The organism is Streptomyces sp. NPDC086519, assembly GCF_040686075.1.
GTDB lineage: Bacteria > Actinomycetota > Actinomycetes > Streptomycetales > Streptomycetaceae > Streptomyces > Streptomyces shenzhenensis.
This window is the reverse complement of sequence record NZ_JBFBJL010000103.1, coordinates 1-25092: the sequence shown is the minus strand read 5'-3', so window position 1 is coordinate 25092 and position 25092 is coordinate 1. Positions and strand designations below refer to the sequence as shown.

Sequence of the window (25092 nt, the reverse complement as noted above, 5' to 3'; positions counted from 1 at the left end):
GCATCGCGATGTGCCTGACGATCATCGGTATCCCGTTCGGCATCGCCAACTTCAAGCTGATCCCGGTCTCCCTGTTTCCGCTCGGACGCGAGATCCGCGCCCCTAAAGGGGCGATGCGCCCCCGAAGGGGCGCGGGGAACTGCGCGACCAGCCCCCCACACAGCCGCACCCGACCGACGGCCTGCCCGAATCGCGAAGCTCCCTAGGGCGACTCGCCCAGCAGCCGTACCAGCTCGATGCGCGACCGGATGCCCAACCGGGCGAAGACGCCCCGCAAGTGGTGGTCGATGGTGCGGGTGCTGAGGTTGAGCCGGTCGCCGATCTCGCGATTGGTGGCGCCCTCCGCGGCCATCCGGGCGACCATCAGCTGCTGGGCGGTGAGCACGGCGGCCGGGTCGGTTCCGGAGTGCGGGGTCACCGAGGTGCCCAGCGCGCGGAGTTCGGCGCGGGCCTGGGCGGCGCAGTGCGGGGCGCCGAAGGACTCGAAGGCCTCCAGGGCGCTGTGCAGCCGGTCCCGGGCCTCGGTGCGCTGCCGCAGCCGGCGCAGCGCACCGCCGAACAGCAGTTCGGTACGGGCGCGTTCGAAGTCCCGGGCGCCCCGGGCGTGCAGGTCCAGCGCCTCCCGGTAGTGCTGGACCGCCTCCGCGCCGGGGGCGAGCAGGGCCCGGCAGCGGGCGCTGAGCGCGAGGTCGTCGGGGCTGCGGACGGCGGTGGCCCAGCGGTGGTAGTCGGCGTGCGCGGCGCGGGCGACCCGGGTGTCGCCGGTGCGGACCGCGGCTTCCACGTAGTGCGGGGTCGCCAGGTGCCGGATGGCCCGGTGGCCGTGTCCGGGACCGAACCCGGCAAGGGCGCGCAGCCGGGCGGCCGCCGCCGGGAAGCGGCCGCCGGCCAGGTCGAGGAAGGCGAGCGCCCACTGTGCGAGGGCGGCGGGCAGACCCAGTCCGTGCGCCAGGGCGTGCGAGCGGGCGGCCGCCGCGCGCTCCCGGCAGGCCTCCTCGTCGCCGGTGACGGCGGCGAACATGGCGAGCGCGGCCTGGAGATGGCAGGCCCCGTTGTCCTGCCCGGTGGCGCGGGCCTGGCGCAGAGCCTCCTGCGCGGCGGCCTCGCCGGCCCGGGGACGGCCGGTCCAGAAGTCGGCGTAGGCACGGAACTCCATGGCCTGGGCGACCGTCCCCGGCGCGCCCCGTGCCCGGGCGGAGGCGGCCGCCCGGAGGGTGGCGGTGACGGTCCGGGTGTGGTCGCCGAGCATGAGCGCGGCGATCCCGGAGTGGATCAGCGAGCGGGGGTCGCCGCCCGGCGCGCAGCGGCCCGCGGCGCCCTTGAGGAGGACGCGGGCGTCGGCGTAGCGGCCTTCGACGGCGCAGGCGAGTGCGGCGAGGATGCCGGAGGGCGGGAGGTCCAGCCACTGGGCGAGGACATGGGCCTCGCGGCAGCGTCTCAGGTCGCCGGTGTAGACGGCGGCCTCGGTGGCGAGGGCCAGGAGTTCGACGGCATCGGCGGAACGTTCCTGTCGGACGGCGGCGGTGAGCAGGGCGTCGAAGGCCTCGGCGGCGTTGCCGGTCCTCAGGGCGAGGAGGCCGTTGAGGGCGGAGTCGTCCGTACGGGCGGCGAGCCGTCTCGCCCGGTCCGGCTCGCCGGAGTACCAGGCGTCGGCGGCGGCCAGGGCGAGCAGCCGGGCCTCCTGGGCCGGGTCGGGGCAGAGGTCGGCGGCGCGTTCGGCGAGGGCGCGGGCCAGGGCGGGCCGTCCTTCGGCGCGGGCCCGGTCGGCGGCGGTGCGCAGTTCCGCCGCGAGCCGGGCGCTCGGGCCGAGGGCGGCGGCGCCCCGGTGCCAGGAGCGGCGGGTCGTCTCGCCCTTGCCGCCGAGCACCCGGGCGAGCAGCTGATGGGCTGCGCGCCGGTCGGCCGGTGAGGCGCTCTCGTAGACGGCGATCCGGGTCCAGGGGTCCCGGAAGAAGACTCCGCCGGCACTGGCGTGGGCGACTCCGGCCGCCTCGGCCGCCTCCAGCGGGCGGGTGTCGAGCCGGCCGGCGGTGACCGCGCGCAGGAAGGCGTGGGTGGCCACCGGGTACTGGTCGGCGGCGGCGAGCTCCAGCAGCAGCCGGGTCTCGTCGGGCAGGGCGCGGATCTCCCGGCGCAGGGCGCGGAGCAACGCCGGTGCCAGTTCGGCCGGTTCGACCGGCAGCGGGTCGGCGCCGGCCGCCTGCCGTTCGGTCAGGCGCGGCACGAGTTCGGCCACGGCGCGCCGGTCCTCGTATACGACTCGTGTCACCCGGGCGCGGACGCCCTCGGGGAGCGCCGAAGCCGGGCACGGCCCCGCGTCGGTCGGCTGCGGTGGCGAAGTGCGGTCGAGAGGTGGGGGGTTCGCCGGTATCACCACAGCAAAGACGTTACTGGCGAGTTAGTTGACTCGTAAAGACTGGCGACTTCACCGATGCGGCGCGCGTAGACCCGTCCCGACACTCCTGAACTACCCCACCCGTTTCAGGAGGCATCATGCAACGCGCCAAGCGTCGCATCGCAACCGCTCTGTCGGCGATAGCCGGTTCGCTCCTTCTGTCCCTCCCCCTGACCGCCGGCACCGCGCACGCGGCGAGCCACGAGCCGATCGTGTTCGTGCACGGTCTGAGCAGCGACTCCAGCAGCTGGAACAACTGGATCGCGGACTTCGAGGCGGACGGCTACTCGTCCTCCGAGCTGTACGCGATCTCGTACGACTGGACGAAGTCGAATGTCACGACCGCCTCGACGCTCGCGACCTACATCCAGTCCGTCCTCTCCAAGACCGGCGCCTCGAAGGTCAACCTGGTGGTGCACTCCATGGGTGCGCTCAACAGCCGCTACTACCTCAAGAACCTCGGCGGGACCTCGTACGTGGACCACTTCGTGTCGGTCGCCGGGGTGAACCACGGGACGAGCGTCGCCTCGCTGTGCGGGTGGCTGTACACCTCCTGCAAGGAGATGCAGACCGGCAGCTCCTTCCTGACCGCCCTGAACTCCGGTGACGAGACGCCCGGCAGCGTCTCCTACGCGGCGTACTGGTCGGACTGCGACGCGGCGATCGACCCGGACACCTCGGCGGAGCTGAGCGGGGCGACCAACGTCGACGTCGGCTGCATCTCGCACACCAGCATGAACGACGACTACGGGGTCTACGGGCAGGTGCGCGACTTCATCTCCTGAACCGTCTCCGGCAGCGGGGGTGCGACGGGCCGTGACGGGGGACAATCTCCGTAGACCAGCTTCCGTCCGGAGGTCGTCATGCGACTGTTGTCCGCCGGCGCCGGGACACCGGTGCGGGACCCCGTCCACCACCCGCTGTTCGCCCGTCTCTACGCCCGTTGCAGCGTGACCGCCGAGACCGGACTCGGCATGGCCGAGATCCGGGAGCGGCTGCTCTGCGGGCTGTCCGGGCGGGTGATCGAGATCGGCGCGGGCAACGGGCTCAACTTCACGCGGTATCCCGGTGCGGTCGCGGAGGTCGTGGCGATCGAGCCGGAGCGCACGCTGCGGCGGTTGGCGGCCGAGGCCGCGGTGCGGGCCGGCGTCCCGGTGGACGTGGTGCCGGGCACGGCGGAGGCGCTGCCGGTGAAGAGCGAGGCCTTCGACGCGGCGGTGTGCTCGCTGGTGCTGTGCAGCGTCCGGGATGTGCGGCGGTCGCTCGCGGAGGTGCGGCGGGTGCTGCGGCCGGGCGGTGAGCTGCGGTTCTTCGAGCACGGCGCGGGCGGCGGCCCGGCGATGAGGTTCACCCAGCGGGCCCTGGACCGGACGGTCTGGCCGCTGCTGAGCGGCAACTGCCATCTGTCCCGGGAGCCGGTCGCCGAGCTGCGCGCAGCCGGGTTCGAACTCGGCCCGTACCGCCGGGTGTTCCTGCCGGAGAACAGCCCGCGGCTGCCCTTCTCGTACTGCGTCCTCGGCGTCGCCCGCAAACCTCCGGAAACCTGATCGCGGGCTCCGCCGGACCGGTCACAGGCTCCAGCGGCGCAGCTCCTGGGCGATGTCGGCGACGCTCGCCTCGCCGTTCTTGACCAGCCGGGCCAGGTCGCGGACCTGCTCGGGCGAGGTGGCGACCTTCAGGCCGCTGGCGACCAGGTAGGCGTAGGCGACCGAGGACGCGAAGAGGGCGTTCGAGCGCTCCAGGGCCGGGACGTGGATCAGCAGCTGGAGCAGGGCGGCGGCCCGGGCCTGCGGGGTGTCGTAGACAGGGACGTCGAATATCTCGGCCTGGTGCCTGGCGACGGCGGCGATCAGCGCACCCCAGTCGGTGACCTGCGGGTCACCCGGGGTCTTCTGTTCGGCGAGCATGAGAAGCCAGGCGAGGTCGATCGTCAGGTCGCTCAAGGGATCAGTGACGGCCTTCGGTCTTGTCAGACGTGTCGGTACCGTGCGGCTCGCCGAACTCCTCGGCGAACACGGACTCGTACTGCTTCATGAAGTCGGCGGCGGCCTCCACGAACGTACGGCCCGCCTCGCCCGTGTCCTGCATGACCAGTTCCTCTATGTAGCGGTTGACGCTCATACCGCGTGCGAGGGCGCGCTCGCGAGCCGCCTTGGCGGTGCCCTCGTCCACCCGCACGTTCAGCTGGGTCTTAGCCATACCTCGAAGCTAGCGCCGAACCGCTAGCAACGGCAAGCGTGCATCGGAATCGAAAAGTGATACCGGCCGTGGGAGGGGTCACACTACGCTCGCCCCGGACAGCGAGGTCGGCTGACCGTCGCGTGACCGGGGAGGCAGTCTTGTCCACAGCAGCTGCGAAGGCGCCCACCGCCGACGGGGTCGCGGCCCGGGCGCGCGGGCTCACCAAGGCGTACGGGGCGGGCGAGACGGCGGTGCTCGCGCTGGACTCGGTGGACGTGGACATCGAGCGCGGCCGCTTCACCGCGGTCATGGGCCCGTCGGGCTCCGGCAAGTCCACGTTGATGCACTGCCTGGCGGGGCTGGACACCGTGTCGGCCGGTCAGGTCTGGCTCGGCGGCACGGAGATAACGGGCCTCAAGGAGCGCGAGCTGACGCGGCTGCGCCGGGACCGGATCGGGTTCATGTTCCAGTCGTTCAACCTGATCCCGACGCTGAACGCGGCCGAGAACATCACTCTGCCCATGGACATCGCGGGCAAGAAGCCCGACGAGAAGTGGCTGGACCAGGTGATCGACACGCTCGGGCTGCGGGACCGCCTCAAGCACCGGCCCGCGCAGCTCTCCGGCGGCCAGCAGCAGCGCGTGGCCTGCGCGCGGGCGCTGGTCTCCCGCCCGGAGCTGATATTCGCCGACGAGCCGACCGGGAACCTGGACTCACGGGCCGGCCTCGAGGTGCTGGGCTTTCTGCGGGAGGCGGTCGACCGGCTCGGCCAGACGGTCGTCATGGTGACCCACGACCCGGGCGCCGCCGCCCAATCCGACCTGGTGCTCTTCCTCGCGGACGGCCGGATCGTGGACCGGATGGAGGAGCCGACGGCGCACGCCGTACTGGAACGCATGCGCCTTTTCTCGGGGGGAGACCCCCAGACCCCCGGCTCGGACGCGGAACGCGGGTCCGCCGGGCCCGAGGAGGACTGAACCCGTGCTCAGGGCAACCCTGCGGAGTTTCCTGGCCCACAAGGGACGGCTGATGCTGTCCGCGCTGGCCATCGTCCTGTCCGTGGCGTTCGTCGCGGGCAGCCTGATCTTCTCCGACACCGTCACCCGCACCTTCGACCGGCTGTTCGCCTCCACGTCCGCGGACGTGACGGTGGAGCCGAAGCAGGACCTCAAGTCGTCGGTGCCGACGGGTGCCGTCCAGACCGTGCCGGCCGCGCTGGCCGGGGAGGTGGCGAAGGTCGACGGGGTCGCGGGCACCCACGCGGACGTCTCCGTGCAGAACATCGTCGTGGTCGACAGCCACAACAAGTCGGTGGGCTCGACCACCGGCGCCCCGACCATCGCCACGGACTGGTACCTCACCCACCGCAGCCCCGTGAAGCTCACCTCGGGGCACACCCCGCGGGGCGCCGGCCAGGCGCTCCTCGACGCGGACACCGCCGACAAGAAGCACGTCCGGATCGGCGACACGCTGACCGTGCAGGCCCAGCCCGGCACCTTCAGGGTCGAGATCGTCGGCATCGCCACCTTCACCACCACCAACCCCGGCGCGGCCCTGGTCTTCCTCGACCCGGCGGTGGCCGCGAAGGAACTGCTGGGCTCCGCGGACCGGGCGACCAGCATCTCGGTGGACGCGGCGCGGGGGGTGACGGACGCCCGGCTCAAGACCCGTATCGGCGCGGCGATCGGGACCGGCACGTACGACCTGAAGACCGCCGACGAACAGGCGAAGTCATCGGCCGCCGACCTCGGCGGCTTCCTCGACGTGATCAAGTACGTGATGCTGGGGTTCGCCGGGATCGCCACCCTGGTGGGCGTCTTCCTCATCGTCAACACCTTCTCCATGCTGATCGCCCAGCGCACCCGGGAGCTGGGGCTCCTGCGCGCCCTGGGCGCCGACCGGCGGCAGGTACGGCGGTCCGTGCTCACCGAGGCGGTGCTGCTCGGACTGGTGGGCTCGACGCTGGGCCTGGGCGCCGGGGTCGGGCTGGCGTACGGGCTGATCAAGCTGATGAGCGCGTTCGGGATGAACCTCAGGGCCGCCGAGATGGTCATCGGCTGGGGCACGCCCGTCGCCGCGTACGCCGTGGGGGTCGGCGTCACCTTCGTCGCCGCGTATCTGCCCGCCCGGCGCGCGGCCACCGTGTCACCGATGGCGGCGCTCGCGGACGCCGAGATCGCCGGGGTGGGCAAGCCGCTCAGGACGCGGGCGATCGTGGGCGGCGTCGTCGGCGTGCTCGGGGCCGCGGCCCTGGCCGGCTGCGCGGCGGCCACGCGGACGGCCTCCGCCTCCTCGCTGCTGGGCCTCGGGGTCGTCCTGACGCTGATCGCGACGGTCGTCGCGGGCCCGCTGCTGGTCCGGCCCGTGATCCGCGTCCTCGGCGGGGCCTTCCCCGCCCTCTTCGGCTCGGTCGGCCGGATGAGCCAGCGCAACGCCCTGCGCAACCCGCGCCGTACCGGCGCCACCGCCGCCGCGCTCATGGTGGGGCTCGCCCTGGTCGGCGGGATGTCGGTGGCCAGCGCCTCCATGTCCAAGTCCTTCGACCAGCAGATCGACAAGACGCTGGGCGCCGACTTCGTCGTCCAGAACGGCAACTTCCTGCCGTTCACCCGGGAGATCACCGACAAGGTGCGCGGCACCGAGGGCGTGGGGCTCGTGGTTCGGCAGCGGTTCGCGGCGGTGGCGGTACGGCTGCCGGACGGCAAGCGGGTCACCACGACCGCCGCCGGGTACGACGCCCAGATCGACCAGGTCGCCCATGTCGCCTACAAGGGCGGCGACACCGCGGCCGCGCTGGCCGCCGGCAGCCTCGGTATGGACGTCACCTTCGCCCAGGATCACAAGGTGCGCCTCGGCAGCGTGCTCCCGGTCGAGTTCCAGGGCGGAAAGCGGGCCCGGATGACGGTGGGCGCCCTCACCGACCAGGACGGCGGCAGCGGCTTCGGCGCCCAGGGCGGCCTGTTCTTCGGTATCGCCACCGTGCAGAAGTACGTCCCGGACGGCCAGGACTCGTCGCTGTACGTCAACCGGGCCCCGGGCACCAGCGCCGACCAGTTGCGCTCGCGGCTGGAGAAGACGCTGGCGCCGTATCCGCAGGTGCAGGTCCGTGACCAGGCCGACTACAAGAAGCTGGTGCACGACCAGATCGCCGTGCTGCTGTACCTGGTCTACGCGCTGCTCGGCCTCGCGATCGTGATCGCGGTGCTCGGGGTGGTCAACACCCTTGCCCTGTCGGTGGTGGAGCGCACCCGGGAGATCGGGCTGCTGCGCGCGATCGGGCTGGCCCGGCGGCAACTGCGCCGGATGATACGGCTGGAGTCGGTGGTGATCGCCGTGTTCGGCGCGGTGCTGGGCCTCGCGCTGGGGCTGGTGTGGGGTGTGTGCACCCAGCAGGTCCTGGCTCTCCAGGGCATGAAGGCCCTCGCCGTCCCGTGGGGCACCATCGTCGCGGTCGTGATCGGCTCGGCGGTGGTGGGCATCGCGGCGGCGCTGCTGCCCGCGTTGCGCGCATCGCGGATGAACGTGCTGGCGGCCATCGCGCACGAGTGAGGGAGTCGCGGCGTTCATCCAGCTCGTGGCGATCACCGACGACCCGCCGTCCGCGCTCGCCCCGCTGCTGGGGCGGCGGCCCGAGCTGACCTTGGAGCAGGCCCTCGCCCTGCCCACCGCCCTCGTCGGCACCCTGGAGGAGGCCGCCGGGCGGGTCCGGGGGCTGCGGGAGCGCCAGCTGAGGACCGACCGCGGCTCGGACGACAACCTGCGCCGCGTCGTCAGCTCCCGACGCCCCCCCTCCCCAGCATGGGCGGCGCGCCGCCCGCGCGCGTGGAGGGCCAACGGCTTTCCAGGCTGATGCAGTTGGTGCTGCCGGCCGAAGCCGGCAGAGCGCTCGCGGGCGTCCTTGAGCCGGGAGCGAGGACCCCAGCCGGCGCACGGCTGGGGTCCTGACGGCGGTGAGTATCGGTCAGCAGGTGGAGTCGCCCACGCCGTGAACCGCTCGTTCACCCGTCGGCGGACCGCACCCGAACGCGATCACCAGGGGAGGCAGGTCATTACTGCAGGGTGAGGAGGCCAGGCCGCCACGGCAGTTGGTCGTAGGGGCCGCTCGCGCTGGGGGACTTGCCCTGATAGAGGAACTGCAGGTTGCAGGGGTCGATGGTCATGGTCTGGTCGGGGTTGCTGCGGACCAGGTCACCATGGCTGATGTCGTTGGTCCAGGTGGCACCGCTGTTGGCCTTGCCCGCGAACGGGCTGCTCTCGCTGCCGGCCTGCGGGGTCCATGAACCGCTCAGGCTGGAGGCTGTGAACGAGCGGAAGTAGCGCTGCTCGTTCGCGCCCCGGGCCTCAACGATCATGAGGTACTGGTTCTGGCCCTGGACCTTGTAGACCTGCGGCGCCTCGAACAGGTTCTTCGTCGTGTCGCTCATGACCGTCGTGTACGACGAGCCGAAGCTGCCCGGGAAGTTCCCGATCGGCATGCTCGCCCGGTAGATGCTGCCGTTGTCGCCGGCGAAGAACAGGTACATGTTCTGGCCGTCGGCGATCAGGGTCTGGTCGATCGGGGCGGAGTTGGGGATGCTACCGGTGAACAGCGGCTGCGGCGAGGACCAGCCGTTGGGGTTGGTGGGGTCGCTCGACGTGCGGTAGACGAAGGGCCACGCACCCCACTGGTACGCCAGCACCCAGATGTTCTTGGGCGCGAAGTAGAACAGCGTGGGCGCCACCGCGGACTGGCTCATCCCGGTCTGGCCGGCCGACGCCATGTCCGACCAGTTGGTGAAGGGAGCGAACGCCATCGAGCCGTACGACGATCCCGACACGTTCGACGCGTAGACGAGGTGCTTACCGTTGTACACCACGTTGGTGAAGTCCTTCAGCGAGACCCACCCGTTCGCCGGCTGCGCCAGCGCACCCGTCGACGACCAGCGGTAGGTCGACGGCAGGGAGCAGGTGCCGCCCGACGACGCGGACAGGCCGGTCCACTGCTGGTTGCTGCCGCCGTTGCACGTCCAGATCTCCACCGCGGTGTCGTTGGCCGTACCGGCGCCCGTGACATCCAGGCACAGCCCGGACTCCACGCCGACGACCGTGCCGTCCGCCTTCACCCGCCACTGCTGGTTCGCACCGCCGGTACACGTCCAGATCTGCACCCGGGTACCGGCCGTGGTGGCGTGGCCCGGAACATCCAGGCACTTGTTGCCGTACACGGTCAGCTGGTTGCTGTCCGTCGACGTCCACTGCTGGTCGGTCCCGCCCGAGCAGTCCCGGATCAGCAGGTACGTGCCGTCGGTCTGGCTGCCGTTCGGCACATCGAGACACCGGCCGGAACCAACACCGCGCAAGGCGCCGCTGGTGGCCGCGTCCGCCGGGCCGGCGACGAGCATCGCCACCAACGTGACCAGGGCGGTAACGGCGGCGGCGAGCACCACGGACAGATGCCCGCGGCTGAAACTTCGGCTTGGCATGGGGACCTCGTGATCCTTGAGTAGGCGGTTGCGGTTGACCTTGCTGAAGACTGTCCGGACTGTCCTTTTCATGCGGTTCGCAGTGGTCCGAGGACGGATGCGCTTCCGACGCGGACGACGTCGATGTCCGCGAAGTCCTGCCGGATCACGGGGTCATGCGCTTCCCGGCGGGACAACCGCGTCGGCGGCGAGGCCAGTGCGGCCGCCCGCACTCGACGACGGGACGAGATTGTCGAGACCATGACATAGACATCGTTCGACTGCTCCTTACGGCTCGGCCGTTCCGGTGGGCGTGACCCGGAGGTGCCCTGCTGCGCGAGCGAAGTCGCCCTTACTTGTTCGCCATGTCGAACAAGGGTCGGACTATCGAGCAACCTGGATGATAGGGAACTGACGAGCGCCGTCAATCACTCTCACATGATTCGCGACAATCACCGAAACATTCGCAGGGCTTCTTGAAGGACACGCCGCAGGTCAAGCCGATCACGTGGTCGGCCATGCGGACGGACAGCGCCTTTGACGCCGGAGCAGACCCTCTTTACACGGACACATTGCGATGGCAGGGCGCCCCGCCGGCATCCGTGAGCGCCTTGACTTTCCGAATGGCCTGCGAAATTTCGAACCCTCTTTCAGGTGACCCCCGGAAAGGAGACCAGGTGCCCGGACGATCAGGCGGACGACCGCAACCGACGCGATGACGCCCTCGGGATGCGGGGCACCCCACGGAAACCGCTCGCCAGACAGGCCGGCGCTCTGCTTGGCTCACCGCATGAGCGATCTCCGTATCCGCCACGCCACCCTCGCGGACATCGACACCGTGCTGCGGTTCTGGCGCGACGCCGCGGAGGGGACGAGTATCAGCGACGACCACGACGGAGTGGCCCGGCTGATCACACGAGACCCCGAAGCCCTGCTCCTCGCAGAGCGCGACGGCCTCCTCACCGGAACCGTCATAGCCGGCTTCGACGGATGGCGATGCTCCGCCTACCGACTCGCCGTGCACCCCGACCACCGTCGCCAAGGTGTCGCCACCGCCCTGCTGGAAGCCGCGGAACAACGCTTCGCCGCCCTGGGCGGACGACGCGTCGACGCCATGGTCCTGGAAGCCAACGAACAGGCCCATCACGCGTGGGCCGCCACTGGCTACCATCGCGAGGATCACTGGCGGCGCTGGGTCAAGGCCCTGTAGCCGAGGCGCCGGGGCATCGGCCCGGCCCCGCCCACCATGCCTGGCGGGCCGCGGGGTACCAGCCCCAGGAACAGTGGCGGCGGTGGGTCAAGCCACCGGCGGACGGCGACCACCGAGACGGCTTTGCCGATCCTTTACCATTGGGGAGAGTCGTCGTTCCTCGATGAAAGGTGCGTGAGCGTCCCCCCATGGGCGAGCCTCCCGGTCCTGACCGCCGCCGACACCGCGCGGCCTCGTCCGCCCTGTCCGACCATGGGACGGAGGTGACCCGATGACCGAAGTGCTCCTCCTGCTGGTGGCGATCCTGCTGTCGCTCGCCTGCGGTGCCTTCGTCGCGGCCGAGTTCTCGCTGACCACGGTCGAGCGCGGCGAGCTGGAGCGGGCCGCGCAGCGCGGCGAGCGCGGGGCGGCCGGCGCCCTGCAGGCCGTACGGAACCTGACGTTCCAGCTCTCGGGGGCCCAGCTCGGCATCACGGTCACCAACCTGGTGGTCGGCATGCTCGCCGAACCCTCCATCGCCAAGCTGCTGGCCGGCCCGCTGGAGGCGGTGGGCATCGGGCCGTCGGTCGCGAGCTCGCTCGCCCTGGTGATCGGCACCGCGCTGTCCACGGTGTTCCTGATGGTCGTGGGCGAACTGGTGCCCAAGAACTGGGCGATCTCCTCGCCGCTGACGGTGGCCAGACGGGTGGGCAACGCCCAGCGCTGGTTCAGCGCGGCCTTCCGGCCGTTCATCACGCATCTGAACAACACCGCGAACCGGCTGGTACGGCGCCTGGGCGTCGAGCCCGCCGAGGAACTGGCCTCCGCGCGCGGGCCCCAGGAGCTGGCCGCGCTGGCCCGGCACTCCGCCAGGCAGGGCGCGCTGGAGCCGGACACCGCCGAGCTGTTCGTGCGCACCCTCAACCTCGCCGATCTCACCGCCGAGAACGTGATGACCCCGCGCGTCCAGGTCGTCGCCCTGGAGGCCCGGGCGACCTGCGAGGACGTGGCGAACGCGACCCGGGCGACCGGCCTGTCCCGCTTCCCGGTCTACCGGGACAGCCTGGACTCGGTCGTCGGCACCGCCCACATCAAGGACGTCCTGACCATGCCCGCCGAGGAGCGGGCGCGGGTCCGGGTCGCCCAGGTGATGCGCGAACCGCTGCTGGTCCCGGAGTCCCTCACCGTCGACCGCCTCCTGGACCGCCTCGGCGGCCGGCGCACCATGGCCGTCGTCATCGACGAGTACGGCGGTACGGCCGGGGTCGCCACCCTGGAGGACATCGTCGAGGAGGTCGTCGGGGAGGTCCGCGACGAGCACGACCCGCACGAGACGCCCGACCTCGCCCCCGCCGGCGCCGACGCGACGGGCCGCGCGCTCTACTCGGCGGACGGCGCGGCCCGTATGGACCAGCTCGCGCGCGTCGGCCTGCGGGCGCCCGAGGGGCCGTACGAGACGCTGGCCGGGCTGGTCGCGGCCGAGCTGGGCCGGATACCGGAGCCCGGGGACGGCGTCGAGGTCGCCGGGTGGCGACTGGACGTGGTGGACGCCTCGGGGCGGCGGGCGGCCCGCGTGCTGCTGCACGCGCCGCTCGACGACGAGACGGAGCGGGAGGGGCACCGGTGACCGCCGTACAACTGCTGATCGGTCTCGCGACGCTGGTCGTGAACGCGTTCTTCGTCGCCGCCGAGTTCGCGTTGATCTCCGTGCGCCGCTCCCAGATCGAACCGCACGCCGAGGCGGGCGACCGGCGGGCCAAGAGTGTGCTGTGGGGGCTGGAGCACGTGTCCGCGCTCCTGGCCACCGCGCAACTCGGCATCACGCTGTGCACGCTGGTGCTCGGTGTGGTGGCGGAGCCGGCGATCGCCCATCTCCTGGAACCGGTCTTCCACGCGGCCGGCGTGCCCACGAGCGCGGGCCACGCCGTGTCCTTCGTGATCGCGCTGTCCCTCGCGACCTACCTGCACATGCTGCTGGGCGAGATGGTGCCGAAGAACGTGGCGCTGGCCGAGCCGGTGCGCAGCGCACTGCTCCTCGGGCCGCCCCTGGTCGGGCTGTCCCGGGCGCTGCGCCCGGTGATCTTCACGGTCAACGCCTTCGCGAACGGCCTGCTCAAGCTGCTCCGGGTGGAGACCAGGGACGAGGTCTCGGCGACCTTCACGGACACCGAACTCGCCGAGATCGTCAAGGACGCCAGTGAGGCCGGCCTGATCGACGACCGGGCGCAGGAGCGGCTGCGCGACGCCCTGGAGCTGGGCCGCCGGCCGGTGCGGGACGTGGTGGTGCCGCTGGAGCGCGTCGTCTACGCGCGCGTGGGCGTCACCCCGGAGGAGCTGGAGCGGCTGACGGCCCGGTCGGGCTTCTCCCGCTTCCCGGTGGTGGACGAGGGGCGGCGGATCGTCGGCTATCTGCACGTCAAGGACGCTCTGGACGCCTCGCCCCGCGACGAGGCGTTCCGGCTGCGGGACATGCGGCCGATCGCCCGGGTACGGGAGAGCACACCGCTGGACGACGTGCTCACCGCGATGCGCGGCAGCCGCACCCACCTGGCGGGCGTCCTCGGCGACGACGGGCGGATGGCGGGGCTGGTGACGATGGAGGACGTGCTGCGGGAGTTGTTCGGGCAGCACGCGTAGACCGAAGCCGAGGAGAACCTGGTGAAGGGCCTGCGTCCGAGGGAGTGACCGACCGACGGGTATGCGCCCCGGGATACCATCTCTGTCGCCATGCAGAAGAACCCGGTGCCTCCCGCACACTCCAGTCTGGTCGCGATCGGCGACTCCTTCACCGAGGGCATGTCGGACCTCATGCCCGACGGCACCTACCGGGGCTGGGCCGATGTCCTCGCCGCCCGGATGGCGGCCCGCACCCCCGGCTTCCGCTACGCCAACCTCGCCGTGCGCGGCAAGCTGATCAGGCAGATCGTCGAGGAGCAGGTGCACCTGGCGGTCGCGATGCGGCCCGACGTGATCACGCTGGTCGGCGGCCTCAACGACACCCTGCGCCCCAAGTGCGACATGGTCCGGGTCCGGGAGCTGCTCACCGAGGCGGTCGAACGGCTGTCGCCAGCCTGCGAGCAGCTGGTGCTGATGCGCAGCCCCGGCCGCCAGGGCCCGGTGCTGGAGCGGTTCCGGCCGCGCATGGAGGAGCTGTTCGCCGTCGTCGACGAGCTGGCCGAGCGGCACGGCGCCCTCGTCGTCGACCTGTACGGCGCGCCCTCGCTGGCCGACCCCCGGCTGTGGGACGTGGACCGGCTGCACCTGACGGCGGAGGGGCACCGCAGGGTCGCCGAGGCGGTCTGGCAGACGCTCGGCTACGAGCCCGAGGACACCGAGTGGCACACGCCGATCCCGGCGACCGCACCCCCCGGCTGGGTCGCGCGCCGGATCGAGGACGCCCGCTTCACCAGGCAGTACCTCCTGCCGTGGATAGGCCGCCGCCTGACTGGCCGTTCGTCGGGCGACGGACGCCCGGCGAAGCGGCCGGAACTGCTGCCGTACGAGGGCCCGGCGTCGTCAACCTCGTTGCCGCCCGAGGCACAGCGCGGAGGCCCGGCTGTCCGGGAGCGGCGCTCAGCCAGGTAGCCGGGCTGACCAAGGCCGCGCTCCCCAGGCACACCGAGTCCTCGCCGCTCAAACGGCTGTCCAGCGGGGGCAAGTCGCTGATCAGCCACGAGAAGCGGCTCAACTCGGCGGCCAGAAGCCGGGCGTCAGCGCAGGACAGGCTCAACTCGCCGAAGGACGCGTCGTCGCAGCTCGCCTCGTCGGTGAAGTCCGGGACCCTGCCGTCGGCGAGCATCACCAGCGGCACCGCGCCGCGGCGGCGGTGTGGCCCCTGAAGAGTCGACGCGGCCAGATCGACGAGCAACGGGCGTTCATAGCCGAGCAGTCGGCGACGACGGAGCTTGAAGGTGCCGAGTTGCGTGCTGCTGCCGCGGACCGGCGAGTCGCACGGGCAGGCCGCGGTCAGCTGACATCTGCCTCGCGGGTACGGCGCCACGCATGGTGCGCGCGCCGTCCGAGGCGCAGCCGAAGCCGCTGGCCGTGACAGCGGGGGCACGCGACGGGTAGCCGACCCTGACGCAAGTTGCGAGACCCATATGGGTGATTAGGGTTGGAATGAACGGAATGTGACCTCACTGCGAAGAGAGAAGGCCATGAACGCAACCCCTTGGAAGCGATCCGTCGTCGCCGGCTCGGCCCTCATCCTCGCTCTTTCCCCACTTGGCCTGCAGCAGGCTTCGGCGGCCGCGCCGAGCAGCGCTCACACCAGTGCATCCGCGGGAGTTCACACAGCCGTTGGCAACCACCGCGATTACCAACGCGGCTTCAGAGACGGCTTCCGGGACGGGTACGCGGACGCCAGAGACGACTGCCACCGGCATGGAGGCAGGTACGGCTTCAGCCACCGAGACGACTACGCCCGCGGCTACGCCGACGGTTACAGTTCCGGCTTCGCCCGAGCGGAGCGACGGTACTGCTGAGCCTGTCCGGGGCCACGAGCGGCAGGGGCAAGCCGCACTCGCCGAGCGGCAAGACGCCGCGCGCAGGAGCACGCGTCGGCCGCTGAATCCTCACGGCCGGTCGGCCGCGTCCCGCGCACGCGCACAGACCCGCTCAAGAGCGCAGGTCGGAGTACACGCGGCCTGCGCTCTCCGGACGGTACGGACGTCCGGAGCCTCCATGGACGCCGGGTAAACTCCGTACACGTGACTTCAGCCGCGCCCGCCAAGCCCCGCATTCCGAACGTCCTCGCCGGACGCTACGCCTCCGCCGAGCTCGCCACGCTCTGGTCGCCCGAGCAGAAGGTGAAGCTGGAACGGCAGCTCTGGCTCGCCGTGCTGCGGGCCCAGAAGGACCTCGGGATCGAGGTGCCGGACGCGGCGATCGCCGACTACGAGCGGGTCCTCGACACCGTGGACCTGGCCTCCATCGCCGAGCGCGAGAAGGTCACCCGGCACGACGTGAAGGCACGGATCGAGGAGTTCAACGCCCTCGCCGGGCACGAGCACGTGCACAAGGGCATGACCTCCCGGGACCTGACGGAGAACGTCGAGCAGCTCCAGATCCGGCTCTCCCTCGAGCTGATGCGCGACCGTACGACGGCCGTCCTCGCCCGCCTGGGCAAGCTGGCCGGCGAGTACGCCGAGCTGGTCATGGCCGGCCGCTCGCACAACGTGGCCGCGCAGGCCACCACCCTCGGCAAGCGCTTCGCGACCGGTGCCGACGAGCTGCTGGTCGCCCACGGCCGGGTGGAGGAGCTGCTCGGGCGCTACCCGCTGCGTGGCATCAAGGGCCCGGTGGGCACCGCGCAGGACATGCTGGACCTGCTGGGCGGCGACGCGGCGAAGCTCGCCGAGCTGGAGACCCGGATCGCCCGCCACCTCGGCTTCTCGCAGGCGTTCACCTCCGTCGGCCAGGTCTACCCGCGCTCGCTGGACTACGAGGTCGTGACCGCGCTCGTCCAGCTGGCCGCCGCCCCCTCCTCCCTGGCCAAGACCATCCGCCTGATGGCCGGGCACGAGCTGGTCACCGAGGGCTTCAAGCCGGGGCAGGTCGGCTCCTCGGCGATGCCGCACAAGATGAACACGCGGTCCTGCGAGCGCGTCAACGGCCTCATGGTGATCCTGCGCGGTTACGCCTCGATGACCGGCGAGCTGGCCGGCGACCAGTGGAACGAGGGCGACGTGTCCTGCTCGGTGGTGCGCCGGGTGGCCCTGCCGGACGCCTTCTTCGCGCTCGACGGACTCCTGGAGACCTTCCTGACAGTCCTCGACGAGTTCGGTGCGTTCCCCGCCGTCATCGCCCGCGAGCTGGACCGTTACCTCCCGTTCCTCGCCACCACCAAGGTGCTGATGGGCGCGGTGCGCGCGGGCGTCGGCCGTGAGGTCGCGCATGAGGCGATCAAGGAGAACGCCGTCGCCACCGCGCTCGCGATGCGGGAGCAGGGCGCCGAGCGCAACGACCTGCTCGACAAGCTCGCCGCCGACGAGCGGCTGCCGCTGGACCGCGAACAGCTGGCCGCGCTGATGGCCGACAAGCTGTCCTTCACGGGCGCGGCCGCCGACCAGGTCGGTGTCGTCGTCGGCCGGATCGAGGAGATCGTCAAGCAGCACCCGGAGGCCGCCGGCTACACCCCCGGAGCCATCCTCTGACCGGCCGTCCCCCTCGCTTCACAGCGGCGGAACTGGAGGCCGCCCGCGACCGTCTCGTCCCGGACGTGCTCGCGGACGGCCTCCACGTCCTGTTCTGCGGGATCAACCCCGGCCTGATGACAGCGGCCACCGGCCACCACTTCGCCCGCCCCGGCAACCGCTTCTGGCCGGTCCTGCACCTGTCCGGCTTCACCCCGCGGCTGCTGAAACCCGCCGAGCAGGGCGAGTTGCTGTCGTACGGGCTCGGCATCACGAACGTGGTGGCGCGGGCGACCGCGCGCGCCGACGAGCTGACCGCCGAGGAGTACGCGGAGGGCGGCCGCCTGCTGACCGCCAAGGTGACGCGGGTGCGGCCGAGGTGGCTGGCGGTGGTCGGCGTGACGGCCTACCGGGCCGCCTTCGACGACCGCAGGGCCCGGGTGGGGCCGCAGGAGCGGACGATCGGGGACACACGGGTGTGGGTCCTGCCGAACCCGAGCGGCCTGAACGCGCACTGGACGGCGGCGGCGATGGCGGAGGAGTTCGGGCGGCTGCGGGTGGCGGCGGGGGGTCAGCGGGTACTGCCACGGTTCGTCGTGCCCCGCTGATCGCGGATCTCGGGCAGATCGGAGGCGTCCGGCACTCGCCGGGGTCCTCGGCGCCGAAGTACGATCCGGCCAACGTGCAGGGTTAGCTGGGAGGACGGACGTTGGCGGGGTTGACCGGCGGTGATCCTTCTCTGTTGCGAAGGATCAATTCCGCGGTGGTGCTGCACGCGCTGCGGGCCACGGACTGCGCGACGCTCACCGAGGTCACCCGGGTCACCGGGCTGTCCCGACCGACCGTCGAAGGGGTTGTCGAGGGGCTCATCGAGGCCGGTCTGGTCGTCGAGAAGGCGGCCGAGGAGGGCGCCACCCGGCGCCAGGGGCGGCCGGCGCGGCGGTTCCGGTTCCGGGCCGAGGCCGGGCATCTGCTGGGCCTGGAGATCGGCCCGCACCGCGTCGCCGCGCTCCTGTCCGACCTGGACGGCCGGGTGCTGGGGGCGCAGGCCAAGGACGTCGAGGAGACGGCCGACGCGGACGAGCGGCTGGAGCGGCTGCGCACCGCCGTCGCCGAGCTGCTGCGCCGGGCCGGGGTGGCGCGCAGCTCACTGCGGGCCGTCGGGGTCGGCACCCCCGGCATCGTCGAGGCGGACGGCCGGGTGCGGCTGGGCACCGCGCTGCCCCAGTGGACGGGGCTGCGCCTCGGCGAGCGGCTGAGCCGGTCCTTCAAATGTCCCGTGCTGGTGGAGAACGACGCCAACGCGGCGGCGGTGGCCGAGCACTGGAAGGGCGCCGCCACCGAGTCGGACGACGTGGTGATGGTGCTGGCCGGGCTGAGTCCGGGCGCCGGTTCACTGATCGGCGGACGGCTGCACCGGGGGTACGGCGGGGCGGCCGGGGAGATCGGCGCGCTGCATCTGCTGGGCCGGGAGGTGACTCCCGAGACGCTGCTGTCGACCACCGACGAGCCGCTGCATCCGCTGGACGAGCAGGCGGTCGCCGAGGTGTTCGCGCTGGCCCGCAAGGGGGACGGGCGGGCCCGGGCCGCCGTCGACCGGTTCATCCAGCGCCTGGTCCACGACGTGGCCGCGCTGGTGCTGGCGCTGGACCCGGAGCTGGTGGTGATCGGCGGCTGGGCGGCGGGCCTGGACGGCGTTCTGGAGCCGCTGCGCCGTGAACTCGCCCGGTACTGTCTGCGACCGCCCCGGGTGGCTCTCTCCCTGCTCGGTGAGGCGGCGGTGGCGACGGGCGCGCTGCGGCTCGCCCTCGATCACGTGGAGGAGCAGCTGTTCGCGGTGGACGGGACGGTCACCGCCCGCCGCTGAGCGGCCGCTCCGGGAAACGCGTCGCGCCCCGGTGGAGATCCGGGGCGCCCGCCGGTCGTGCGGCGTGCTGGCGAGGGCCTGCCGTCTGGATCATGCCGACGTAGCGGGGCGCGGCACGCACCCCCCAGCGGCGATGCCGTCGGTTGCCGACGGCCCGCAGCCCTCGGCCGGAAGGTGCCCCCACCGCTCCCCCACGTTCGGACAAGCGCGCGCGGGGACGCCCCCACCGCCCCCCCCTCGGGTCGGCCGGCAAGGCACCGTGAGCCAGGCCGGCCCGGTCCGGACGACAGGCCCTGCTAGGAGGCCTGCCGCTCGGGGCCGTGGTGGATCTCCACGCCCCCGGTGTCGCCGAAGGTCAGCCGGCAGGTGTCCGCGCGGTAGGTGGCGACGGAGAGCGCGGCGGTGCGGCCGGCGGCGAGGAAACGGGTGGTGACGACGAGCACCGGGGCGCCGGGGAGACGGTCCAGTTCCTTGGCGTCGTCCGCGCGGGCCGAGCCGAGCTCCACGGCGCGGTCCTGGCCCTCCAGCTCCAGGCGGTGCAGCTCACGCAGGACCGCACGCACGCAGGGCGCTCCGGACGGCGCGTCGATCGCCGTCAGTTCGGGGACCGAGGCCGCCGGGACGTAGAGCAGCTCGGCGGCGACGGGCTGGCCGTGCGAGACGCGGGAGCGGCGCACGATGTGCACGGGCTCCTCCGCGCCGGTCTCCAGGGCGGCCGCGACGGCGGCGGGCGGCACCGCGAGGGTGCAGTCGATGGGCTGCCAGGCGTCCCCGGGGGCGCCCGGCCAGGCGTCCTGGTCGGTGCCGACCGCCACGCCCATGCGCGGGGGCGCGACCGTCGTACCGACACCGCGGCGGCGCTGCAGCCTGCCCTCCAGTTCGAGCTGTTCGAGGGCCTGGCGGAGGGTGGCTCGGGCCACGCCGAAGCGGGCGGCGAGGTCGCGCTCGTTGGGCAGGATCTCACCGACCGAGAACTCCGAGTCCAGTGCCTCACTGAGCACGGTCTTGAGATGCCAGTACTTCGGTTCCGGCACCGATTCCAGCTGCGTGGTCCCCACCCTGTCCTCCGCAATCGCCGTGGTCCGGCGGCGTTTTAGCGCCCTTGTTTATTAAAGGTTGTTGTACTTATCTGCGACCATAGGGCGGCGCACACCCTTGGTCAAGACCAATCCTCGATCCCTTGGCTGACGCATAGAAAGCGGTGCCACACACCGTTCACGAGGCGTTCGCGCCAGGGCGTTTTCGTGACATGCCGGCAAAGCTCCGGCCGCACGGCGGAAGCCGCCCGGAGCGGGGTGGATCGACGGCCGGGGAGGGGCCGGTCCGCCGACGCGAACGGTGCGGGCACGCCGCCGGGAGATGCGAATAACGGTGCGTGCGCGCCGCGGGGAGATGCGGGCGGGCGGCCGGGAGGTGCGGGGCGGGCCGTCAGGCCGCCGGGCCGGGCCGTGGGTGATCCCGCCGCCGCTCACGGACAGCGGCCGGGCGGCGATCGCCGCACTCGTCCGTATTCGACACATTTATTCTCATCCGGGTAAATCATCCCCTCCTCCACCCGCCCGGCCGAGAATGATCCGCGACCGCCCGCGGCCGGCGTGGCTTCCCGATTTCAACCCGGGGTCACACAGGGTGCGTTGGCGGAGCGCGCCGGCGTGCGACACACCCCACGGGGGACTACCCGCGAGTAGCAATTGCTGACAAGCTGTCTACGGCGTCCGCCGAAGTCCCAGACGAGGAGCCCCCATGTCCGCCACCGTCTCCTTCAAAGTGCAGGCCGCGCACGGCCGGCAGGATGTGACCGTCTCGTACGCGCGCGTGGGCCGCGGCGAGCCGCTGGTCCTCATCCACGGGATAGGGCATCACCGGCAGGCCTGGGACCCCGTGGTGGACATCCTCGCGACCGAGCGGGATGTGATCGCCGTGGATCTGCCCGGCTTCGGCGCCTCCCCGGCCCTTCCCGACGGCCTCGCCTACGACCTGCCGACCACCAACGCCGTGCTCGGCGCCCTGTTCGAGGCCCTGGAGCTGGACAGGCCGCACGTGGCCGGCAACTCGCTCGGCGGGCTGCTGGCGCTGGAACTGGGCCGCGAGAAGCTCGTGAGGTCTGTCACCGCCCTCTCCCCCGCCGGGTTCTGGTCACAGGCCGAGCGGCGCTACGCCTTCGGCGTGCTCGTCGCCATGCGGCGGATCGCGGAGCGGCTGCCGCTCCCGCTGATCGAGGGGCTGTCCCGGTCGGCCGCCGGCCGGGCGGCCCTGACCAGCACCATCTACGCCCGCCCGGCCCGCCGGTCACCCGAGGCCGTGGTCGCGGAGACACTGGCCCTCGCCCAAGCCAGCGGATTCGCCGAGACCCTGCGGGCGGGTGCCGCGGTCCAGTTCACCGACGACGTCCCCGGTGTCCCGGTCACCGTGGGCTGGGGTACCCGGGACATGCTGCTGGTGCGCCGTCAGGGGGTCCGGGCCAAGCAGATCATCCCCAAGGCCCGGCTGGTGCGGCTGCCCGGCTGCGGACACTGCCCGATGAACGACGACCCTGCGCTGGTCGCCCGCGTCATCCTCGACGGCAGCCGCTGACGGACGGCCGAGCGTCTGGTGGGCGCCGGCCGGAGCCCAGGGCGACCCCGGTGCCCACCAGGATGCCGCCGCCGGCCTGGGCCGGGCCGGGCCGGGCCGTCGGAGCCCGTTCCGAGGAGTGGGGCGGTGCACACGGCTGTGAGCGGGATGAGCCCGGTGAAAAGCGTCGCGCGCTCCGTGCCGGCCCGCTGCACGCCCATGTACCAGCGTACGAAAGCGACGACGGTGACCACGGCCGCCTGCCACAGCAGCGCGGCCGTCTCCGTGGCGTCGGGGCGGCGCAGCCACGCCCCGCCGTCGAGCGCGCCCCCGGTCACCGCCCCGGCCACCGCCGCCTCGGCCGCGGCGACGGCGACGGCGCACACGGTGGCGGCGCACACGGTGGCGGTCGCACACGGTGGCGGTCGCAGCCGGGGCCCGAGCGCCCGCAGCACCGGCCCCCGAAGGGTCGACGTCCGCGGGGCCGGCAGTTGTTCACTCGCGGTTTGCGTGCGCGCTGCGGCGCACCAGTAGTTGTGGCTGTGCACAACTGGCCGGATCCCGTTCTGGAGGCCCTTCCATGTCCCTTTCGTTCCCCGGCCGCCGCAGCGTGCTGCGCGGCTCGCTCGCCGCGTCGGCGGCCCTGACCCTGCCCACGGCGCTCGGTTCGGCGCCGGCGTTCGCACTGTCCGGACGTCCACGGGCGGACTGGGGCGTACAGGCGGGCGACGTGACCGCCGACTCCGGCCTGGTGTGGGTCCGTTCGGACCGGCCGGCCCGGATGATCGTGGAGACCTCGGCCACCGAGTCGTTCCGCAACCCCCGCAGATGGCGCGGCCCGCTGCTCGGCGCGGACAGCGACTTCACCGGCACCACGCGGCTGCGCGGACTGCCGTCCGGCGAGCAGATCCACTACCGCGTGCTGCTGGCGGACCCCGACGACCCGCGCCGTACCGGCGAACCGGTCACCGGCACCTTCCGCACCGCGTCCACGCGGCGGCGGCAGGGGGCGAAGTTCGTGTGGTCCGGCGACCTGGCGGGCCAGGGCTGGGGCATCAACGAGTCCATCGGCGGCTACCGCATCTTCGACGCGATGGCCAGGCTGGACCCGGACTTCTTCCTGTGCAGCGGTGACAACATCTACGCCGACGGCGTGATCTCGGCGACCCAGGCGCTGCCCGACGGCAGCCTGTACCGCAACGTGACCTCCGAGGCGAAGTCGCATGTCGCCGTCACGCTGGACGACTTCCGCGGCAACTTCCGCTACAACCTGCTGGACCAGGCGCTGCGCCGGTTCAACGCCCAGGTGCCGAACGTGATCCAGTGGGACGACCACGAGGTGCGCAACAACTGGTACCCGGGCGAGGTCATCGGCACCGGCACCGCCTACCCGGCCGGTACCAGGCTGGACGACATGGCGCTGCGCTCCCGGCAGGCGTTCTCGGAGTACTTCCCGATCTCGACGATCAGCGGCCGCCCGGACGGCCGGATCTACCGCGTCCACCACCACGGCCCGCTTCTCGACGTGTTCGTGCTGGACATGCGGACGTACCGGGACGCCAACTCGCCCGACGACCAGAAGGTCGACCCGCAGGGCATCCTCGGCGCCGAGCAACTGGAGTGGCTCAAGCGCGAGCTGTCCCGGTCGCGCGCGGTGTGGAAGGTGATCGCCGCGGACATGCCGCTCGGGCTGGTCGTGCCCGACTCGGTCGAGGGCAAGCCGAACTTCGAGGCCGTCGCCCAGGGCGACCCGGGCGCGCCGCTCGGCCGTGAGCTTCAGATCGCGGAGCTGCTGCGGTACATCAAGCACCGCAGGATCACCGGCACGGTGTGGCTGACGGCCGACGTCCACCACACCTCGGCGCAGCACTACGATCCGTCGCGGGCCGCGTTCAAGGACTTCGCGCCGTTCTGGGAGTTCGTCTCGGGCCCGCTGAACGCCGGTGCGTTCCCGGCCAACGCGCTGGACGGCACGTTCGGACCCGACCGGGTGTTCGTCAAGGCGCCGACCGCCGCGAACGTGTCACCCGCCGAGGGCTACCAGTTCTTCGGCGAGGTCGACATCGACGGTGACAGCGGTGAGCTGACGGTACGTCTGCGCGAGTACGACGGCACCGTGCTGTTCACGCAGACGCTACAGCCGGGCCGGGTCGGCCAGTAACTCCCGTACGCTTTTCACAGGGCCGCGCCCCGGCGTCATCCCCCGGTGCGCGGCCCTGCCGCGTCTTCCGGCAGGGCTCCTTCCGCATTTCGAACCGGCCCGTCGGCTGCGGGAGGCACTGAGCGTGGCGGCAACTGTAGAAAACGGAACAAAATGCGCGTAAGCATGCTTTACCCATCGGTCACAGAGCGTTTGTGATCACGCAACACCGTTGCTTCACAGTGGCTGCATGAATCGAGACATGTCTGATGTGACACGCAGGCGGAACGGACGCCCCGTGCACCACTGGCGACGCGACGTCGTCGAACTCGCCGCCCTGTTCACGGCCGTCGCGGTGGCGGACGCGGTGGCCAACCTGGTCGGTCACGGGCCCGGCGGTCCGGCGCTGCTGGTGATTTCGGCACTGGTGCTGGCGGCGACCGCGGGCTTCCACGTCTGGTGGGCGAGGCGCCCAGGTCACGCACCGCCGGTGACGGATACCGATACCGGCGCCCGGCAGGCCGGGCCCGGCGCGGACACCTCGGAGGCCGAAGACCTCGGCAGCACGCTGTGGCGGCTGCGGACGACGGTGCGGGACGAGCCGGGTTCGCTGGCCGCGCTGTGCGCCGCGCTCGCCGGGCACCGGGTGGACATCCTGAGCCTGCAGACGCATCCGCTGGCCGCCGGCACGGTGGACGAGTTCCTGCTGCGGGCCCCGGGCGCGCTGATCGCCGGCGAGATCACGCGGGCGGTCGCGCTGGCCGGGGGCACGGACACCTGGATCGAGCGGGCCGACGCCCACGATCTGGTGGACGCGCCCACCCGGGTCCTGGGCCTGGCCACTCGCACCGCCCTGGACGCGGCGGAACTTCCGCTGGCCCTGCGGCAGTTGTTGGGGAGGTGCACGATCCGCTCGCTCCCCGCCCACCCGGTCGGCGGGGCCCGGAGCCCCGAGACGGTTCCCGTCGAGGGGGCGCTGGAGGACACCGTGATGCGGCTGCGCGCGCCGGAGGGGGGAGTGATCACCGTGGAGCGGCCGTATCTCCCGTTCACGCCGACCGAGTTCGCGCGGGCGCGGGCGCTGGTGGAGCTGGACGCCCGGCTCGGGCCGTCACTCCCCGCGCATCGCGCTCGCGCACTGGAAGGACGCCGTCAGACCGATCGACGTCGAACTCACCATCGACGAAACGGT

The 25092-nt window shown here is 72.1% G+C and carries 19 protein-coding genes and 2 pseudogenes; 16 read left to right on the top strand and 5 right to left on the bottom strand.

Annotation, left to right across the window (positions count from 1 at the left end; translation table 11 throughout):
- Positions 1-95: pseudogene (locus AB0P24_RS45145) on the top strand (YccF domain-containing protein); the annotation flags it as partial.
- 107 nt (positions 96-202) lie between these two features.
- Here AB0P24_RS45145 and AB0P24_RS45140 read toward each other — a convergent pair.
- Positions 203-2377, bottom strand: a complete 2175-nt coding sequence (locus tag AB0P24_RS45140; RefSeq protein WP_365804832.1) for a LuxR C-terminal-related transcriptional regulator — start codon at positions 2375-2377, stop codon at positions 203-205.
- Positions 2378-2493: 116 nt separating this feature from the next.
- Between AB0P24_RS45140 and AB0P24_RS45135 the strand changes: the two genes are divergently transcribed.
- Positions 2494-3180: a triacylglycerol lipase gene (locus AB0P24_RS45135; RefSeq protein ID WP_365804830.1), complete on the top strand. Its 687-nt coding sequence runs from the start codon at positions 2494-2496 to the stop codon at positions 3178-3180.
- A 78-nt stretch (positions 3181-3258) separates the two neighbouring features.
- Complete coding sequence (locus AB0P24_RS45130) at positions 3259-3942, top strand: class I SAM-dependent methyltransferase (protein WP_365804828.1); 684 nt, start codon at positions 3259-3261, stop codon at positions 3940-3942.
- A gap of 21 nt (positions 3943-3963) precedes the next feature.
- Here the strand turns inward: AB0P24_RS45130 and AB0P24_RS45125 are convergent, their stop codons facing one another.
- Positions 3964-4338, bottom strand: a complete 375-nt coding sequence (locus AB0P24_RS45125; protein ID WP_365804826.1) for a fic family toxin-antitoxin system, toxin component — start codon at positions 4336-4338, stop codon at positions 3964-3966.
- 4 nt (positions 4339-4342) lie between these two features.
- Positions 4343-4594, bottom strand: coding sequence for a toxin-antitoxin system HicB family antitoxin (locus AB0P24_RS45120; RefSeq protein ID WP_181807906.1), 252 nt, complete (start codon positions 4592-4594; stop codon positions 4343-4345).
- 140 nt (positions 4595-4734) lie between these two features.
- Between AB0P24_RS45120 and AB0P24_RS45115 the strand changes: the two genes are divergently transcribed.
- Genes AB0P24_RS45115 through AB0P24_RS45105 form a run of 3 tightly spaced genes read left to right on the top strand, consistent with a single transcriptional unit; the run spans position 4735 to position 8426 of the window.
- Positions 4735-5553 carry an ABC transporter ATP-binding protein gene (locus AB0P24_RS45115; RefSeq protein WP_365804824.1) on the top strand — a complete coding sequence of 273 codons (819 nt, stop codon included), beginning with the start codon at positions 4735-4737 and terminating at the stop codon, positions 5551-5553.
- Between the two features lie 4 nt (positions 5554-5557).
- The gene (locus AB0P24_RS45110) at positions 5558-8125 is read left to right on the top strand and encodes an ABC transporter permease (RefSeq protein ID WP_365804822.1); all 2568 of its coding nucleotides are present in this window, start codon (positions 5558-5560) and stop codon (positions 8123-8125) included.
- Between the two features lie 25 nt (positions 8126-8150).
- Positions 8151-8426, top strand: coding sequence for a hypothetical protein (locus AB0P24_RS45105; RefSeq protein WP_365804820.1), 276 nt, complete (start codon positions 8151-8153; stop codon positions 8424-8426).
- A gap of 199 nt (positions 8427-8625) precedes the next feature.
- Here AB0P24_RS45105 and AB0P24_RS45100 read toward each other — a convergent pair whose 3' ends face one another.
- A complete protein-coding gene (locus AB0P24_RS45100; protein ID WP_365804818.1) occupies positions 8626-10038 on the bottom strand; it encodes a non-reducing end alpha-L-arabinofuranosidase family hydrolase in 1413 nt (470 codons plus the stop codon).
- Positions 10039-10807: 769 nt separating this feature from the next.
- On the opposite strand from AB0P24_RS45100, the gene AB0P24_RS45095 reads away from it, so the two are divergent.
- The 7 genes from AB0P24_RS45095 (at position 10808) to AB0P24_RS45065 (ending at position 19207) form a co-directional block, all read left to right on the top strand.
- Entirely contained in the window at positions 10808-11227 is a 420-nt protein-coding gene (locus AB0P24_RS45095; RefSeq protein ID WP_365804816.1) for a GNAT family N-acetyltransferase, read from the top strand.
- 271 nt (positions 11228-11498) lie between these two features.
- The gene (locus AB0P24_RS45090; RefSeq protein ID WP_365804814.1) at positions 11499-12833 is read left to right on the top strand and encodes a hemolysin family protein; all 1335 of its coding nucleotides are present in this window, start codon (positions 11499-11501) and stop codon (positions 12831-12833) included.
- Positions 12830-13843, top strand: a complete 1014-nt coding sequence (locus AB0P24_RS45085; RefSeq protein ID WP_365804812.1) for a hemolysin family protein — start codon at positions 12830-12832, stop codon at positions 13841-13843. The genes AB0P24_RS45090 and AB0P24_RS45085 overlap by 4 nt, the downstream gene beginning before the upstream one ends.
- Positions 13844-13933: 90 nt before the next feature.
- A complete protein-coding gene (locus AB0P24_RS45080; RefSeq protein WP_365804810.1) occupies positions 13934-14791 on the top strand; it encodes an SGNH/GDSL hydrolase family protein in 858 nt (285 codons plus the stop codon).
- 1124 nt (positions 14792-15915) lie between these two features.
- Entirely contained in the window at positions 15916-17361 is a 1446-nt protein-coding gene (gene purB / locus AB0P24_RS45075; RefSeq protein ID WP_365804808.1) for an adenylosuccinate lyase, read from the top strand.
- Positions 17362-17426: 65 nt separating this feature from the next.
- A complete protein-coding gene (gene mug, locus AB0P24_RS45070) occupies positions 17427-17948 on the top strand; it encodes a G/U mismatch-specific DNA glycosylase (protein ID WP_365804806.1) in 522 nt (173 codons plus the stop codon).
- Between the two features lie 101 nt (positions 17949-18049).
- A complete protein-coding gene (locus AB0P24_RS45065) occupies positions 18050-19207 on the top strand; it encodes an ROK family transcriptional regulator (RefSeq protein WP_365804804.1) in 1158 nt (385 codons plus the stop codon).
- A 296-nt stretch (positions 19208-19503) separates the two neighbouring features.
- Here the strand turns inward: AB0P24_RS45065 and AB0P24_RS45060 are convergent, their stop codons facing one another.
- The gene (locus AB0P24_RS45060; RefSeq protein ID WP_365804802.1) at positions 19504-20265 is read right to left on the bottom strand and encodes a GntR family transcriptional regulator; all 762 of its coding nucleotides are present in this window, start codon (positions 20263-20265) and stop codon (positions 19504-19506) included.
- 685 nt (positions 20266-20950) lie between these two features.
- On the opposite strand from AB0P24_RS45060, the gene AB0P24_RS45055 reads away from it, so the two are divergent.
- The 3 genes and pseudogenes from AB0P24_RS45055 to AB0P24_RS45045 form a co-directional block, all read left to right on the top strand.
- Complete coding sequence (locus AB0P24_RS45055; protein ID WP_365804800.1) at positions 20951-21781, top strand: alpha/beta fold hydrolase; 831 nt, start codon at positions 20951-20953, stop codon at positions 21779-21781.
- Positions 21782-22340: 559 nt separating this feature from the next.
- Positions 22341-23921 (top strand): alkaline phosphatase D family protein, encoded by a 1581-nt coding sequence (locus AB0P24_RS45050; protein WP_365804798.1) that lies wholly within the window; start codon positions 22341-22343, stop codon positions 23919-23921.
- Positions 23922-24162: 241 nt separating this feature from the next.
- A pseudogene (locus AB0P24_RS45045) lies at positions 24163-25092 on the top strand (GNAT family N-acetyltransferase); the annotation flags it as partial.